The sequence below is a fragment of the Anaeromyxobacter sp. SG66 genome, assembly GCF_022690805.1.
Classification (GTDB): domain Bacteria; phylum Myxococcota; class Myxococcia; order Myxococcales; family Anaeromyxobacteraceae; genus Anaeromyxobacter; species Anaeromyxobacter soli.
Genome location: NZ_JALCZC010000099.1, coordinates 1 through 15249 on the forward strand (window position 1 = coordinate 1; position 15249 = coordinate 15249).

Genomic DNA, 15249 nt, shown 5'->3' on the forward strand with positions numbered 1-15249 from the left:
CCGGCGCTCGCCGCCGAGGCGCGCGCGCTCCACGCGGAGGCGCGCTGCCTCTCGGGCGAGACCGGCGCGGGCGAGGCGGAGCTCGCGGCGATCGCGGCGAGCGCCGCGAGCGCGGCCGAGCGCGCGCGCGCCGAGGCGGGCGTGCGGCGCTGCCGGTTCGAGGCGGCGCGGCGCGCGGAGGACGCCACCCCTGCAGAGGGCGCCCGCCTCGCGCCGTGAGGGCCGGCGACCGGGGCCAGAAGAGCGTCGCGCAGCCCACTCCGAATCATGGCCGGGCGTCGGCGCTCGGCGCGACACCCCGGGTGACTTTCGTATCGCGGCCGTCGCTCAGAGCCCGTGGCGCAGCCGGTCGATGGCGGCCTTCGGGTTCTTCACGCCGTTCTTGAGCAGCCACCAGCTCACCTTCATCCCGCCCAGGGCGAGCACCCCGAGGTAGCCGTGGGCGAGGAGCTGGGAGGTCGAGGCGTCGATCTTGACCCGCACCTTGAGGGCGGGATCGCGCTCGAGCACGAGCTTGAAGAACTCGATCCCGAACGCGCCCACGTCGTCGGTGCCGAGCGACGTGATCCGCTCCACCGCGGCGGGCGGCAGGGTGAGCGTGAAGTCCGGCTCGGCGGCGGCGGCGTCGCGGACCTCGGGCGCGCCGCCCTCCATCGTGAAGTGCGCCGCCCCGGACTCGAGGGCGAGGTTCACGCGCGCGCCGCGCGCGAGCGGCCTCGTCGCCTTGCGAGCGGCGGGGGAGGTCTCGAAGAAGCGCTTCAGCGCATCGAGGCTCGGGCTCATGGTGCGGGCAATCTAAGCCGGGCGCGCGCCCGCCGGGGGTACCGGCGCGGGGGCCTCGTGCGGTGTCGCGGAGCTTGACCGCTCCGCCGTCGCGAGCCACAGTCCCGCGAATGACGCCCCGCCCCGTGCTCCCGCTCGTGCTGTGCGCCGCCGTCGCCCTCTCCGCCTGCGGCCCGAAGCGCATTCCCGGGACGGAGATCCCGGACAACCGGGACACCCGCGCCGTCTACGACGTGATCCGCACCTACCAGCGCGCGCTCGAGGCCCGCGACGCCGCGGGCGTCCTCGCGCTCGTCGCGCCGGACTACTTCGACGCCGCCGGGACGCCCGATCCCTCCGACGACCTCGACCGGGCCAAGCTCGAGCAGACCCTCCCTGGGGACCTGGCGCGCCTCGAAGGGGTCCGCGTCGACGTCACGGTCCGGCGCATCGACGTGCAGGGGAACGCGGCCACCGCCGAGGTCTTCTACGAGGACTACTACCGGGTGCAGACGCCCGGCGGCGCCGTGCCGCGCCGGGACTCGGACGTCCACCGGCTGCTGCTGAAGAAGCTCGACGGTCAGTGGAAGATCTCGGCCGGGCTGTAGCGCCCGCGCCGCGTCGCCGTCAGACCCCGACCAGCGCGCGGAAGCCGCGCTCGCCGAGCTCACGCAGCGCCACGAGCCGGTCGCGGTAGCGACGCCAGTCCTTCCACGCGAGCCGCTCGGCGCCCACGCCGGCCAGGTGGAAGGCGTGGATGCGCGAGGCGGTGAAGCGGAGCGCGGCGTAACGCGCCCACGCGTGGAGGGCGTCCACCGTCTCGGGCTCGAGGCGGCGCTTCGACCGGTAGCCTTCCAGGAGCGCCGCCGCGCGCGCCGGCTCGTAGCGGTCGGTGTAGCACCAGGCGTTCACTGCGACGCCAAGGTCGTAGGCGAACGGCGCGACGCAGCTCATCTCCCAGTCGAGGATCGAGCTCACCCGATCGCCGATCCACAGCACGTTGTCGACGAACAGGTCGCCGTGGACGAGCCCCTGCGGCGCGCCGGGCAGGGCCGCGGCGCGGGCGAGCTCGTCCTCGAGCAGCGGCAGCGCCGCCGCGACGGCGGCGTCCCCCTCGCCGTCGGGCCGGAGCCCCGCGATCCACCCCTCGACGCGCGGCAGGCCGTAGGGATTCGCGCGCGTGGCGGTGAAGCCCGCCGCGAGGTCGTGCAGGCGCCCGAGCTGCTCGCCCAGGCGGCGGCAGCGATCGGGCCCGGCGTCCTCGCGCGCGATCTCCTCGCCGGGCGAGTACGCGAACAGCATCGCCAGCTTGCCGGCGACGGGCACGAACGGCCGCCCGTCCTCGGCGAAGTGGAGGTGCGGCACGGGGAAGCGCGCCTCGTGGAGGTAGCGCTGCACCTCCGCCTCGAACGCGACGTCCTGCTCCGTCTTCCCCTCGTTGATGCGCAGGAAGAAGCGCTGCCCCGCCGCCCAGAGGTGGAAGTTCGTGTTGACGCTCCCCTTCGGCTCGGGCCGGACGCGATCGGGCGCGGGGAGGCCGAACGGCCGGATCGCGGCGGCGAGCTCGTCGGGCGTGAGGTCGGTGTAGAGGGCCATGAGGGGTGGGCGAGCATGCCCGCTGCGCGGCGCGTCCGTCAACGCCCGGGCGCGCGCGGCGCGGGCGGACCCTCGATCGCGTCCGCGAGCGGGATCGCGCGCCAGCGCGCGCCGACCACGCGCCAGCCCTCGGCCTCGCGCTCGAGGACGAGGTCGAACCGGTGCGCGCTCGCCTCGCCCGGCAACAGCTCCACGAGCGCCTTCCCCGCGCCGAGCGAGCGCGACAGCACCGCGTCCGCGACCGCCGTCGCGCGGTCGCCCTCCACCGCCACGCGCACCCCCGAGATCGATACGCCCACCCACTCCCCGCGCAGCACGTGCGCCGCGACGAGCTGCTTCACGCCGCGCCGGTCGAGCCCATCGCCGCGGAAGCGCTCGGAGACACCCGCGACGACGTCGCCGATCCGGCGCTCCACCGCGGCGCGCGCCGCGTCGTCGAGGAGCGCGCGGATCCGCTCCTCGTCGGTGGGGGGCGGCGGTCGGGAGAGCCGGGCGACGATCACCCCGCCCAGCGCTGCGGCGACCGCGAGGACGACCACGAGCGTGCGACGGCTCATCCCTCGTTCCTCCGTCCGTCCGGCGAGCGGCCGGGCGGGCGCCTGCCACGCCCGGCGCGGGCGGGCGCGGACGAGCGGGTTAGATTCGATGGTGCCCATCCACCGCCCCCGCCGGGGCGAAACGCAAGTACACTCCACCGCCGTGAGCCGGGACAAGAAGGACCACATCGCGCTGTCCGACGCGCACAACTCGCGGGGCATCGAGCTGGCCGACCGCGGCTGGCTGGACGAGGCCATCAAGGAGTTCAAGAAGGCGATCGAGCTCGATCCGAGCTCGGCGCACGCGCACGACAACCTCGCGACCGTCTACTCGGAGAAGAAGCTCTTCCGGGAGGCGCTCTCCGAGTACCTGACCGCCATCCAGCTCGAGCCGGACAGCGCGACCGCCCACTACAACCTCGCCTGCTTCCTCGCCACCCACGGGCACGACATGGCGGTCGCCGAGTACCGCGACGCGATCGAGCTCGATCCCGAGTACCCGGACGCCCACCTCAACCTGGGCCTCACCCTCGCCGATCAGGGAAAGCCGGAGGAGGCGGTGAAGGAGCTCGAGGTGGCCATCCGGCTCGACCCGAAGGATCCGTTCCCCCGGCACGAGCTCGCCGCCCTGCTCATGGACGAGGGGGACCACCGCACCGCGATCACCCAGCTCAAGGAGGTGGTGCGGCTCGAGCCGGACAACTTCGAGGCGCACCTCGACCTCGGGATCTCGTACGCGCAGAAGGGCTTCTACGCGGAGGCCGAGCGCGCCTACGCGCGCGCGCGGGAGCTCCAGCCCGAGGACCTCCTCCTCAACTACAACGCCTCGGCCCTCTACGCGCTGTGGGGCAAGCCGCGCGAGGCGCTCGACGCGCTCCGCAAGGCCGTCTCCGCGGATCCGCCCAAGGTCCGCGGCTGGCTGCAGTCGGATCCCATGTTCGACGCGCTGAAGGGCTCCGCGGAGTTCGACGAGCTCGCGCACGGCTGACGGATCGCCCCTCCGTGCGGGTGCGCGCGGGTGGGCGTACGGCGCACGGTCACCCCGCCGTCTTGACCGACGGTGACGAATGCGACTTCACGGAGCGTTCTCAGTTGGCTACGCTCCGCCGCATGCCCGAGCTCGCCTTCTTTCGCCACGGAGAGGAGCTCCTCCGCGTGGCGCTCACCGGCCGGACCGAGATCGGCCGCGCCGCCGACTGCGACGTGTCGCTCCCCGATCCCGCCCTCTCGCGCGTCCACGCGGTCGTGGAGCCGCGCGGCGACGCGTGGCACCTCGTGGACCGCTCCGGCCGCGGCACCCGCCTCGGCGGCGCGGAGGTGGCCGAGGCGCCGCTCGCGGACGGGGACGAGATCGCGCTCGGCGCGTGGCGCGCGCTCTTCCGCGCCGCCTCGGGCGGCCCCGTGGAGGAGACGCGGGCCGCGGGCGGCACGCAGGTGCGCGCCGGGGAGGCGGCGGCCGCGCCCGCGTCGGCGCGGCTGCGCGTGCGCGCGAACGGCCGCGAGCGGACGCTCCCGGTGACCGCCGCCGGCGTGGTCGTCGGCAAGGACCCGACCTGCGACGCCCCGCTCGACGATCCCTACGTCTCCGCCCGCCATCTCCGGATCGAGGCGCGCGGCGGCGGCTGGCACGTCGTGGACCTCGGCTCGACGAACGGCACCTTCATCTCGGGGGCGCGCATCTCCCAGGCGCAGCTCCCGCTCGGCGTCCCCGTCTCGCTCGGCGACGCGGAGCTCGTGCTCGAGCGGCGCGACGCGCCGGAGCCGGCGCGCGCCGAGGCCTTCGAGGGGATGACCACGCGGGACGCGGCGATGCGGCAGGTCTTCGAGCTCGTGGAGCGCGTCGGCGCGTCCGACGCTGCGACGACGATCCTCGGCGAGACCGGGACCGGCAAGGAGCTCGTCGCGCGCGCCCTGCACGCCCGCTCGGCGCGCCGCGACGGGCCGTTCATCCCGGTGAACTGCTCGGCCATCGCGGAGACCCTCATCGAGTCCGAGCTCTTCGGCCACGAGAAGGGCGCCTTCTCCGGGGCGGAGCGGATGCGCAAGGGGGCCTTCGAGGAGGCGGACCGCGGCACGATCTTCCTCGACGAGATCGGGGAGCTCCCGCTCGACCTCCAGCCGAAGCTCCTGCGCGTGCTCGAGCTCGGGGAGGTGAAGCGGGTCGGGGCCTCCCGCCCGATCCAGGTGAACGTCCGGATCGTCGCCGCCACCCACCGCGATCTGCGGGCCCAGGTTCGGGCGGGGCGCTTCCGCGAGGACCTCTTCTACCGGCTCTGCGTCGTGCCCATCACGGTCCCGCCCCTCCGCCAGCGCAAGGGCGACGTCCGCGCGCTCGCGGAGGCGTTCCTCTCGCGCGCCGCGCCGCGCGGGCTCCCCGTCCGCTGGAGCCCCGAGGCGCTCGCCAAGCTCGAGGGGTACGACTGGCCGGGAAACGTCCGGCAGCTGAAGAACGTCGTCCAGCGCGCGCTCCTGTTCCGCGGCGAGGGCCAGAGCATCTCCGCGAGCGCCGTGACGTTCGAGGACACGCGCGCCGCGCCCGGCCTCACCGGCGACGACGACACCCTCTACCTGCCCGGCCTCACGCTCGAGGACATCGAGCGCGAGGCCATCCGGCTCTCCCTGCGGCGCAACGGGGGCAAGCGCGCGGCGGTCGTGAAGGAGCTCCGGATCGCGAAGAGCACCGTGATGAAGCGCATCGGCCAGTGGGGGCTCCACGACGAGGGGCGCGTCGCGGGCGACCCGGCCGAGGCGGAGGACGACGCGTAGGCGAACGCGGCGGGCGCTGGGCCCCGACTCGCGCCGCGATCCCGGGGCGGCTACTCCACGCCCGTGAGATCCGGGTCCGGCGGCCCGGGCGGCGGGCCGTGCCGCTCGAGCACCGCCCGCTGCTCCGCGAGGAGGGCGGCATCGTCGCCGACCGCGGGCGTGAGCGGCAAAAGCCGACCGTCGTACAGCCGGCCCGACGGCTTCACCTTCGTGCGCGCCTCCGCCTCGCCCGCGCGCCGCTCCTGCGTCGCGACGAGCTCGCGCAGCACGCGCCGGTCCTCCTCGCGGGTGGCCCGCTCGGCGCGGCGGCGCGCGAGGTCGATCGAGCGCCGGATCGAGGCGAGCTCCGCCTCGGCCTTGCGCGGCGCACCCGCGTCGCCCCAGGCGCCCCTCGTGTCCGGCCAGAGCGTGAGGATCCCGAGGCCCCGGCCCCGCTCGCCGGCGGCGGTCACGAGCGTCGCCGCGGCGGGCGCCGCGTCGAGGCGCCGGGCGTCGTGGGCGAGCACCGCCACGTCCACGCCGGGCACCTCCCGGACGAGGGCCCGCCCCTCGCCGTCGGGCATGTGCAGGAGCGCGACGACGACGGTCGCGCCGCTCTCGCGGAGCGCGGCCGCGGCGGACCGGACGGCGGCGACCGGCTCCGAGGCGACGAGGCCGCCCGGGTACGGCCCCGCGGCCGCGGCCGCGAGCAACCCCACCCGCTCGCCGCCCACCTCGACGACGCGCGTGCCCGGGAACGGGTGGGTCCCGTCGGGCAGGGCGAGGTTCAGGGACAGGAGCGGGACCCCCGCGGCGGCGGCCTCGCGCGCGAGCCATCCGGGGCCGAGGGCGAGCTCGCGCTCGCCCACCGCGAGCGCCGCGTAGCGCATGCGCCCCATCGCGGACAGCACGAGCCGCGCGCGCGCGGTCGCGGCGGCCTCGCTCGCCGCGTCGAGCGCGGGGGCGTGGAAGAGCGCGTCGCCGGCGTCCACGAGGAGCGCCGGCGCGTCGCGCCGGGCCGCGTCCACCGCGCTCGCTCGACGGGCAAGACCGCCCGTCGGCTTCACGCGTCAGCCACAGGGCCCGACCTCGCCGTGCCCGTCGCCGGTGAAGAGCACCTGCACCCGGCGGCCCTCCGGCGCGACACGATCGGAGTGGGCGCAGGCGGCGGCGAGCGCGAGGAGCGCGGCGGCGAGGGTTCGCACGGTGACGGGAGCTTAGCACCGCGCGTCCACGGGCGAACCCGCCGCCGGGGGGCCCGCCGGCGGGAGAGACACGAAGGGCGGCGGCGCGGGGCTCCCGCGCGCGCCGCCCCCGTCGAGACCGCTACTGGCGCTTGCGCGCCGGCGGCGCGGGCTTCCGCTTCGGAGCGGGCGGCGCCAGCGCCTTGAGCCGCTCCTTCGCCTCACCCGCCGCGTCGGCGCGCGGGTAACGCTCGAGGAGCTGCTCGAGGACGGCCTTCGCCTCCGCCTTCATCTCGAGCTTCAGCATGGCGTCCGCCGCGCCCAGCATCGCGTCGGGGGCCCGGGCGGACTTCGGGAAGTCCTCGGCGACCTTGCCGTAGGCGAGGAGCGCCTCGCGGAAGCGCTTCTGCTCGAAGAGCAGCTGCCCGGCGCGGTAGCCGGCGTCGGACGCGCGCGCGTCCGACGGCCACTTGCGCACGTACTCCTCGTACAGCTCGCGCGCCACGCCCTTGTTCCCGGCCTCGTCCTCCTTCGCGGCGAGCGCGAAGAACGCGGCCTTGTCCTCCGGGCGCTGGAGCGTGGCGAGGCGCTGCTTCGCCTCGAAGGCGTCGAGCGCGCCCGCGCCGCGCAGCGCGGCGAAGCGGCCCTCGGTCTCGGTGCGCAGCGCGTCGACGTTCCGCTCGATCTCGCCGAGCCGGTGCTGCTCGACCTCGACGTCGCCCTTGTACTTCGCGAAGTCGTCCTGGAGGTGCTGGAGCGTGACGCCGAGATCCGCGCCGCTGCGGCGGGCGGCGCGGTTCAGCTCGTCGATCTTCGTCTGCACCTCGGCGATCTTCTGATCGAGCTTCGCCACCCGCTCGCGGACGAGCTCACGCTGCTCGTCGAGGCGCCGCTGGTTCTCGACGTTCTGCGTCTCGAGCTGCTGGAGGCGAGCCTCCATCTGGCGCCCTCTCTCGATGGGCACCCAGCAGCCGGCGAGGAGCGCGAGCCCGAGCGGCGCCGCGCGGCGAAGCATCGTCACTGCTACCGCTCCACCTGGAACTCGACGCGGCGGTTCTGCGCCCAGCACGCCTCGGTCGACTCGGAGCAGAGCGCCTTCTCCTCGCCGAAGCTCACGGTGTCCATCTTGCCCTGGACGCCGAGATCCTCGAGGTACTTGCGCGCGGCCTCGGCGCGGCGGTTGCCGAGGGCGATGTTGTACTGCGTCGTGCCGCGCTCGTCGGCGTAGCCCTGCGCGACGACCTTCTTCGCCGGGGAGCCCTTCAGGCAGTCGGCGAGCTTCTGGAGCGTGCCCTGCGAGTCGGACGAGAGGTTCGACTGGTCGAAGCCGAAGCGGACCGTGAACGCGCCCGTGTCGGTGCACTCGCTCGAGGCCTGCGGGGCGCGCGCCGCGCACTTGCCGTCCTGGCACTGCTGATCGGGGCCGCAGTCACGGTCGGAGGCGCAGGTGCCGGCCTGGCGCGCGACGCACTGCTCGTTAACGCAGGACTGACCGGGGGCGCACTGGTCGTCGGTCGTGCACTGGGGCTTCGGCACGCAGCGGGAGTCACGGCAGGCGAACCCGTCCTTGCAGTCCGTGTCCGCGGCGCACTCCTGGCAGCGGCCCTCGACGCAGACCTTCCCGTAGCCCTCCTGCTTGGCGCAGTCCGCGCTGGACTTGCACTCACCGGGCTTCACCTTCGGCTTGCACGCGCCGAACGTGAGAGCGCCAGTGACGAAAAGTGCGAGAAGGAGAACGCGACGCATGTGACCTCCGGGGATCTTCCGTTCGATATCGATGAGGTGGGGGGGACCCGGGCCATACAACTCGATCCAGGACCGATGTCAAAGCTTTTCCACCGCGGCGCATTAACATCGCCGAATGCCTGCCACGATCCTCGTCGTGGACGACGAGAAGAACATCCAGCTCACGCTCTCCCGCGCCCTCTCGATGGAGGGATATGTGGTCGAAGCTGCGAGCGGCGGACGCGAGGCGCTCGAGAAGATCGCGGCGCTGCCGGTGGACGTCGTGGTCATGGACGTGCGCATGCCGGACCTCGACGGCCTCGCCGTGCTGCAGCGCGCGCGAGAGACGCGGCCCGACCTGCCCGTCGTGATCATGTCCGGGCACGGCTCCATCGACACGGTCCGCAGCGCCTTCAAGCTCGGCGCGTTCGACTACCTCGAGAAGCCGATCACGGAGCGGGACAAGCTCCTCGTCGCGGTGAAGAACGCGCTCGCCCTGCGCAGCCTGCGCGAGGAGAACGCGGAGCTGCGCCGCGCGGCGGGCCGGCTCGACATGATCGGCAGCGGGCCCGCGATGCAGCGGCTCTTCGAGCTCGTGCGCCGCGCCGCGCCGTCGGAGGGGCGCGTCCTCGTCACCGGGGAGAACGGCACCGGCAAGGAGCTCGTCGCCCGCGCCCTCCACGAGAGCTCGCGCCGGAAGGCGGGGCCGTTCGTGAAGCTCAACTGCGCCGCCGTCCCGGCGGAGCTCATCGAGAGCGAGCTCTTCGGCCACGAGCGGGGCGCGTTCACCGGAGCGATCGCGGCGCGCCGCGGCAAGTTCGAGCTCGCCGACGGCGGCACGCTCTTCCTCGACGAGGTCGGCGACATGCCGGCCGCGATGCAGGCGAAGGTGCTTCGCGTCCTGCAGGAGGGCGAGTTCGAGCGTGTCGGCGGCGCGCACACGTTGAAGGTGGACGTGCGCGTGGTCGCGGCGACGAACAAGGACCTCCCCGCCGAGGTCCAGGCGGGCCGGTTCCGCGAGGACCTGTACTACCGCCTCAACGTCGTCCCCATCCACGCGCCGCCGTTGCGCGAGCGGAAGGAGGACCTCCCCGCGCTCGCCGTCCACTTCCTCGCGGAGGCGTGCGAGCGGAACGGGCGCAAGCCCATGCGGCTCGAGCGCGACGCGCTCGCCGCCCTGCAGGCGCACGAGTGGCCCGGAAACGTCCGCGAGCTCAGGAACCTCGTCGAGCGGCTCGCGATCCTGAGCGACGGCCCGGCGATCGGCGCGGAGGACGTCACGGCGATGCTCCCCGGCGCCCGCCGTCCCCGCACCGAGCGGTTCCGCCCCGGGGCGTCGTTCCACGACCTCGTCGAGGAGGCCGAGCGCGAGATCATCCTCGGCGCGCTCGACGCGCACGCCGACAACGTCTCGGAGACCGCGCGCGATCTCGGGCTCGAGCGCAGCCACCTGTACAAGAAGATGCGCGCGCTCGGGGTGAAGCGCGGCGGCGAGGGTCCGTAGGGAGGAGACGACGCCCGCGCCGCGCCGGCCGCGCGCGGGCGTCCCGGGCGCGGTCCGGGGGCCCCGGCCCGGTGGGCCGGGCGTGTCCCCTCCCCCACACCGCGGCGTGTCCGGCCGTCCACGGTCCGAGGAATGGCGGCCCTGCCCCGCTGTTCCTCGCTGTCGGGACGCCGGCCGAGGCCGCTGGCACGGCGACTGCTCACGCGCGCCAGGGACATGCGAGACCGCGCTCGACCCGCTTTGCCCCACCCTCCCGCCGGCGCTATCGTTCGACCCCTCGACTTGGACACCCCCCCGCCCAGCGCCCGCCCGTACGCCCGCTCGCCGGGCGATCCAGCCCTCCCCGAGGAGTCCCCCCGCTTGCGTCGTCTCTCGCCCCGTGCCCTCCGCCTGCTCCGCCACGGTGGCCTCGCCGCCCTCGTCCTCGCGCTCCTCGGCGGGGTCCTCATGTTCGCCTGGACCCGCGAGCTCCCCGCCTTCGACACGCTCAAGGACTACGAGCCGCTCGTCTCGACGCGCGTGTTCGGCGTCGACGGCAAGGAGGTGTTCCAGTTCGCGCGCGAGCGGCGCACCGTGGTGCCGCTCGAGGAGATCCCGCCCGTCCTGCGCAAGGCGGTGCTCGCCGCGGAGGACGCGGGCTTCTACGAGCACGAGGGCGTGAACTACCTCGCGATCGCGCGCTGCGCCGTGAAGGGGCTGCTGCGCGGCGGCGTCGCCTGCGGCGGCTCGACCATCACCCAGCAGGTGGTGAAGACGTTCCTCCTGTCCTCCGACTGGAAGGTGAAGCGGAAGGTGAAGGAGCTCATCCTCGCGCCGCGGCTCGAGGAGAACCTCTCGAAGGACGAGATCCTCTACCTCTACCTGAACCAGATCTACCTCGGGCACCTGCGCTACGGCGTCGAGGAGGCGAGCCGGTTCTACTTCGGCAAGAGCGTGCGCCAGCTCGCGCTGGGCGAGGCGGCGACGCTCGCCGGGATCGTCCAGTCGCCCATGCGGCTCTCGCCGGTGAACCACCCGGAGCGCGCCAAGGAGCGGCAGCGCTACGTCCTGCGCCGGATGGCGGAGGAGGGGTTCATCACCGAGCAGCAGGCGGCCGCGGAGGCCGCCCGCCCCATCGTCACGCGGCCGCCGGAGCACGACGTACCGGGGGTGTGGTACGCGGACGCGGTCCGCCGGATCCTGGACGAGAAGTACGGGGCGGAGGTGGTCGAGACGCAGGGCCTGCAGGTCGACGTGGCGATGGACGCGGGCATGCAGCGCGCCGCGGAGAAGGCCCTCGAGGGCGCGCTCCGCGCCGTCGACAAGCGCCAGGGCTGGCGCGGCCCGATCGTCCACCTCGAGCCGAAGCAGGTCGAGGCGGCGATGCCCCTGTGGCGGGAGCGGCTCGCGGGGACGCGGGCCCGGCCGGACCAGGTGTTCGTGTGGGATCTCGCCTCGGTGAACCCCGAGGACATCGAGCCCGCCGAGGAGCAGGAGAAGGACGTGGCGCGGATGGCGCGCGCACGGCTCCTCGAGACGGGCGAGGTGTACGCCGGGCTCGTCACGGCCGCGAGCGACCGGAGCGCCACCGTCGACCTCGGCGGCGCGAAGGGGGAGATCGCGATCACCGACGCCCAGTGGGCGCGCAAGTGGAACCCGACCTCCGCCACCGCCGCGCCGCGCAAGATGTCGTCGGTGGTCCGCCCCGGCGACGTGGTCCCGGTGCGCGTGCTCCCCGCCAAGCTGCCGCCGCAGCGCGCGGCCGCCGAGGGCAAGGCGCTCAGCCTCGCCCTCGAGCAGACGCCGAAGGTGCAGGGCGCGCTCGTCGCGATCGACCCCGTGTCCCGCGGAGTCCGCGCCCTCGTCGGCGGCTACGACTTCCGCACCTCCCAGTTCAACCGCGCCACCCAGGCGCGGCGCCAGCCGGGCAGCGCGGTGAAGCCGTTCGTGTGGGGCGCGGCCATCGAGTCGCGCCGCTTCACGGCCGGCACGGTCGTCTACGACACGCCCGACCTCTACCGGGACCCGTGGACGGGCAAGGAGTGGAAGCCGCGCAACTTCGAGAAGGACGCCTTCGAGGGCCCGATGCTCCTCACCACCGCGCTGGCGCAGTCGAAGAACACGGTCTCGGTGAAGCTCGTCGACGCGCTCGGCGTGGACCCGGTGATCGGCTTCGCCCACCGCATGGGCGTCTCCTCGGAGCTGCCGCGAAACCTCACGCTCGCGCTCGGGACGGGCGAGGTGTTCCCCATCGAGCTCGTGAACGCCTACGCCTCGATCGCGGCGCGCGGGTTCTACTCCGAGCCGGTGCTGCTCGTGCGCGTGCGCGACCGGCACGGCAACGTCCTCGAGGACCACCCGGCCGCCGTCCCGCCGTGGAAGGCGGAGGCCACCGCCGAGGCCCCCGCCGCCCCGTTCGCCGACGGCACCGAGGGCGCCGACAACGTCCAGCCGCACGAGGCCGCGCCGCCGCCCGAGTTCACGATCCCCGAGCAGGGCACCCGCCCCGACGTCGCCTTCGTGGTGCAGAGCATGATGCGCGCGGTGGTCGAGGGCGGGACGGGCGCCGCGGCGCGCGCGCTCGGGCGGCCCGTCGCGGCGAAGACGGGGACGGCCCAGGAGCACCGCGACGCGTGGTTCGTGGGCTTCACGCCCGAGCTCGTGGCGGGCGTCTGGATCGGCTTCGACGACCACACGCCCCTCGGGCCGCGCGAGACCGGCGCGGGCGCGGCGCTCCCCGCGTGGCTCGCCTTCATGCAGGCGGCGGTCGGCGGGCAGCCCGCGGCGGACTTCGCCGCGGTCCCCGGCGTCGAGCTCGCGCGCGTCGATCCCGCGACCGGCCAGCTCGCGCCCGAGGAGGCCGACGCGCCGTCGCTCGCGTTCCTGGCCGGCACCGCCCCGGCGGAGGCGGCGCGGAGCGACGCGGGCGCCGCGCCCGCCAACTTCTTCATGGACGACCACTAGCGCCGTGCCGCTCGGGCTCCCGCGGGCGGCGGTGCCGCCGCGAGGGCCGAGCGCGCGGTGGGGCCTCGATCGATCGGGCGAGCGCGCGGTGAACCAGCGGCCGCGACGGCTCCCACGGCCGCGGGACGTCGGAGGAGGAGCGGCCCGGCAGTCGGTTCACTGATTGTGTTACACAAGGGGCCCTCCCCCGCGAGACGATTGTCCGTGGAGGCGCAGGAGGCGTATCCGTTGCGCGCATCACGGAGCACGCCTCCCCGGGCCCCGATCACCTCTGGCAAACGCGAGGACTGGACTCGCTCGCGTCTTCCTCGCGTCGACATCGGGTCACGGCATCATCCTGCGCCGAGCCACGCCGTGCGGCGCAGGGTCCGGGGAGGAGGAGGCGGCGACACCCCGGGGCGTCATCGCGTCCCTGGGTGAACCTCGAGGTGGATCATTGCGGGGGAGGGAGAGATGGCTCGTTCGTGGAAGATGACCGGGATGTTCGCAGCGGGGGCGCTCGCCGTCGGGGCGATTGCGCTCGCGCCTGCGAGCGCCTCGGCCTGGGAGTGCCAGGTCAAGCTCGAGAAGAAGGTGGCGCTGGACGCCGACTGCAACGGCCAGGCGGACGACGCGGGCGGGTTCGTGGACAGCCTCTCGCCGGACGTCGACGAGTGCGTGGTCTACCGCTTCTGCGTCACGAACAGCAGCGGTGGGCAGCCGCAGGATCTCTCCGGCGTCAAGGTATCGGACGAGAAGCTCGGCATCGTGGACCTCGACTTCGGGACCGTCGCCGTCGGCGACACCGAGTGCAAGTACTTCCCGGCGGTGGAGTCGAATGACTCCCTCGTGTGCAGGGACATCGAGGGCACGAACACGGCGGAGGTCACCTCGGCGGTCTGCGCGGTGGACAAGGACAACGCCTGTGCCCGGACCGGCTCCGTCTGCGAGGACTCCGCGAACGTCGAGTGCAACCGCGGAGAGGGCTGCCTCACCCGGACGCCAGGCTTCTGGGGGAACCACCCCGACGTGACGGCGAGGTTCCTGCCCGTCACGAGCTGCGGCCGCACGCTCGACGACACCCTCGCCGGCGCAGGGGGCTCGGTGACGGAGGACCTGTGCTCGCTCGGCCGCGACAAGGACGCGTACGACTCGAACCAGCAGGCGCAGCTCGTCCGGCAGTGCGCCGCAGCGGCGCTGAACCTCGTGGCGAGCGAGGACCTCGGCGGCAGCTGCGGAGAGTCCGCCACTGCGCTCTTCGAGCGGTGCTGCACCTCCTGTGACACGGTCGGGGCGGGCTGCATCGGCGATCTCGACGCGTTCAACAACTCGCAAGACACGCTCCGCAGCGAGTCCGGTGGCGAGATCTCGCTCTGCCTGGCACCGCCCTGCAACGCCGAGCCGGGGCAGTGCAAGCTCGCGCGCGACAACGGCGTCATCAACCCCGTGCCGTGACGCGCGGACGCACTGGGCCGTAGTAGCGTAGCTGGCGGAGCGGCACCGAGGCGCGTTCGCGCACCTCGGCGCCGCTCTCGCCGCTGGCGCGGCGCCCTCGTCTAGGGCCGCCCCGCCTGACCGCGCCTCGCGCGGCGGCGCGCTCGCCCACTTCTTCGTGGACGACCGCTCGTTTTCGTGTTCGTCACTGGGGGCGATGCGCCTCGCCACCGCCGCGGTCGCCCTCGCCCTCGCCCTCGCGCTCCCCGCCGCCGCGGCGCCCCCCGCGCTCGGTGCGGCGGCCGACGCGCTCGCGGCGGAGATCGGCCCACCCGCCGAGGGGCGGCGCGCGCTGGCCCTCGCGGTGGAGACCCGCGCCCCCTCCCTCGCGCGCCCGCTCGAGGCCGCGCTCGAGCGCGCGCTCGCCGGCGCCGGCTACACCGTGACGCCCGTCCGTGGTGCGGCCGACGCCGAGGGCGCGGCACGCGAGGCCGGTCAGGACTGGCTCGTGCGCGTCCAGGGCGGGCTCGTGCCGGGCCGGCGCGAGCTCGCGCTCGTCGGCGAAGTCATCCCCACCTGGCCTTCCTTCTTCCTGCAGCGGCGGCCGGGCGCGCGTGCGATCCCGCCTCGCCTCGTGTCGTCCCGCGCGCCCGCCGACGCCGAGGCGCTGGTCCTCGCGCGAGAGGGACGGCCGTCCGGCGCGCCGTTCGCCGCGGTGCGCCCGCTCGGGCGCGTCGAGGGGCGCGTGCTCGCGCTCGCGATCGGGGACGCGGGCGGAGGGAGCGCGGCCATCGCCGCGGCGCTCCCGGGCGCGGTCGTGCTCCTCTCGCCGGCCGGCGCG

General features: G+C 74.6%; 14 protein-coding genes and 1 pseudogene. 8 read left to right on the forward strand and 7 right to left on the reverse strand.

Going from position 1 to position 15249, the window contains the following annotated elements:
• Positions 1-219 (forward strand): hypothetical protein (locus MNZ39_RS19480; protein ID WP_242340752.1); only part of this gene is annotated, 219 nt, incomplete at its 5' end.
• 108 nt (positions 220-327) lie between these two features.
• On the opposite strand, the gene MNZ39_RS19485 is transcribed toward MNZ39_RS19480, so the two are convergent.
• Positions 328-783 carry an SCP2 sterol-binding domain-containing protein gene (locus MNZ39_RS19485; protein WP_242340753.1) on the reverse strand — a complete coding sequence of 152 codons (456 nt, stop codon included), beginning with the start codon at positions 781-783 and terminating at the stop codon, positions 328-330.
• 110 nt (positions 784-893) lie between these two features.
• Between MNZ39_RS19485 and MNZ39_RS19490 the strand changes: the two genes are divergently transcribed.
• Positions 894-1370: a DUF4440 domain-containing protein gene (locus MNZ39_RS19490; RefSeq protein ID WP_242340754.1), complete on the forward strand. Its 477-nt coding sequence runs from the start codon at positions 894-896 to the stop codon at positions 1368-1370.
• Between the two features lie 19 nt (positions 1371-1389).
• On the opposite strand, the gene MNZ39_RS19495 is transcribed toward MNZ39_RS19490, so the two are convergent.
• Positions 1390-2358 (reverse strand): homoserine kinase, encoded by a 969-nt coding sequence (locus tag MNZ39_RS19495; RefSeq protein ID WP_242340755.1) that lies wholly within the window; start codon positions 2356-2358, stop codon positions 1390-1392.
• Between the two features lie 38 nt (positions 2359-2396).
• Entirely contained in the window at positions 2397-2915 is a 519-nt protein-coding gene (locus MNZ39_RS19500; protein ID WP_242340756.1) for a hypothetical protein, read from the reverse strand.
• Between the two features lie 142 nt (positions 2916-3057).
• Between MNZ39_RS19500 and MNZ39_RS19505 the strand changes: the two genes are divergently transcribed.
• Positions 3058-3882, forward strand: a complete 825-nt coding sequence (locus MNZ39_RS19505; protein WP_242340757.1) for a tetratricopeptide repeat protein — start codon at positions 3058-3060, stop codon at positions 3880-3882.
• Between the two features lie 122 nt (positions 3883-4004).
• Entirely contained in the window at positions 4005-5660 is a 1656-nt protein-coding gene (locus MNZ39_RS19510) for a sigma 54-interacting transcriptional regulator (protein ID WP_242340758.1), read from the forward strand.
• Between the two features lie 50 nt (positions 5661-5710).
• On the opposite strand, the gene MNZ39_RS19515 is transcribed toward MNZ39_RS19510, so the two are convergent.
• The 4 genes from MNZ39_RS19515 to MNZ39_RS19525 form a co-directional block, all read right to left on the reverse strand.
• Entirely contained in the window at positions 5711-6706 is a 996-nt protein-coding gene (locus MNZ39_RS19515) for a hypothetical protein (RefSeq protein WP_242340759.1), read from the reverse strand.
• Between the two features lie 3 nt (positions 6707-6709).
• On the reverse strand, positions 6710-6844 hold the full coding sequence (locus tag MNZ39_RS24595) for a hypothetical protein (RefSeq protein ID WP_255821585.1): 135 nt from the start codon (positions 6842-6844) through the stop codon (positions 6710-6712).
• Positions 6845-6965: 121 nt separating this feature from the next.
• Positions 6966-7838 (reverse strand): tetratricopeptide repeat protein, encoded by an 873-nt coding sequence (locus tag MNZ39_RS19520; RefSeq protein WP_242340760.1) that lies wholly within the window; start codon positions 7836-7838, stop codon positions 6966-6968.
• A gap of 8 nt (positions 7839-7846) precedes the next feature.
• A complete protein-coding gene (locus MNZ39_RS19525) occupies positions 7847-8569 on the reverse strand; it encodes an OmpA family protein (protein ID WP_242340761.1) in 723 nt (240 codons plus the stop codon).
• Positions 8570-8684: 115 nt separating this feature from the next.
• Between MNZ39_RS19525 and MNZ39_RS19530 the strand changes: the two genes are divergently transcribed.
• The 4 genes and pseudogenes from MNZ39_RS19530 to MNZ39_RS19545 all read left to right on the forward strand — a co-directional run.
• The gene (locus tag MNZ39_RS19530) at positions 8685-10052 is read left to right on the forward strand and encodes a sigma-54 dependent transcriptional regulator (RefSeq protein ID WP_242340762.1); all 1368 of its coding nucleotides are present in this window, start codon (positions 8685-8687) and stop codon (positions 10050-10052) included.
• 360 nt (positions 10053-10412) lie between these two features.
• On the forward strand, positions 10413-12995 hold the full coding sequence (locus MNZ39_RS19535) for a penicillin-binding protein 1A (protein ID WP_242340763.1): 2583 nt from the start codon (positions 10413-10415) through the stop codon (positions 12993-12995).
• Positions 12996-13448: 453 nt separating this feature from the next.
• Positions 13449-14429: a hypothetical protein gene (locus MNZ39_RS19540; RefSeq protein ID WP_242340764.1), complete on the forward strand. Its 981-nt coding sequence runs from the start codon at positions 13449-13451 to the stop codon at positions 14427-14429.
• A gap of 196 nt (positions 14430-14625) precedes the next feature.
• Positions 14626-15249 (forward strand): annotated as a pseudogene (locus tag MNZ39_RS19545) (VCBS repeat-containing protein); the annotation flags it as partial.

Bases quoted from the DNA above. Each gene is read 5' to 3' on its own strand.
- MNZ39_RS19530 (WP_242340762.1), top strand. From the start codon at position 8,685: ATGCCTGCCACGATCCTCGTCGTGGACGACGAGAAGAACATCCAGCTC.
- MNZ39_RS19525 (WP_242340761.1), bottom strand. From the start codon at position 8,569: ATGCGTCGCGTTCTCCTTCTCGCACTTTTCGTCACTGGCGCTCTCACG.
- MNZ39_RS19500 (WP_242340756.1), bottom strand. From the start codon at position 2,915: ATGAGCCGTCGCACGCTCGTGGTCGTCCTCGCGGTCGCCGCAGCGCTG.
- MNZ39_RS19485 (WP_242340753.1), bottom strand. From the start codon at position 783: ATGAGCCCGAGCCTCGATGCGCTGAAGCGCTTCTTCGAGACCTCCCCC.
- MNZ39_RS19520 (WP_242340760.1), bottom strand. From the start codon at position 7,838: ATGCTTCGCCGCGCGGCGCCGCTCGGGCTCGCGCTCCTCGCCGGCTGC.
- MNZ39_RS19540 (WP_242340764.1), top strand. From the start codon at position 13,449: ATGGCTCGTTCGTGGAAGATGACCGGGATGTTCGCAGCGGGGGCGCTC.
- MNZ39_RS19490 (WP_242340754.1), top strand. From the start codon at position 894: ATGACGCCCCGCCCCGTGCTCCCGCTCGTGCTGTGCGCCGCCGTCGCC.
- MNZ39_RS19495 (WP_242340755.1), bottom strand. From the start codon at position 2,358: ATGGCCCTCTACACCGACCTCACGCCCGACGAGCTCGCCGCCGCGATC.
- MNZ39_RS19510 (WP_242340758.1), top strand. From the start codon at position 4,005: ATGCCCGAGCTCGCCTTCTTTCGCCACGGAGAGGAGCTCCTCCGCGTG.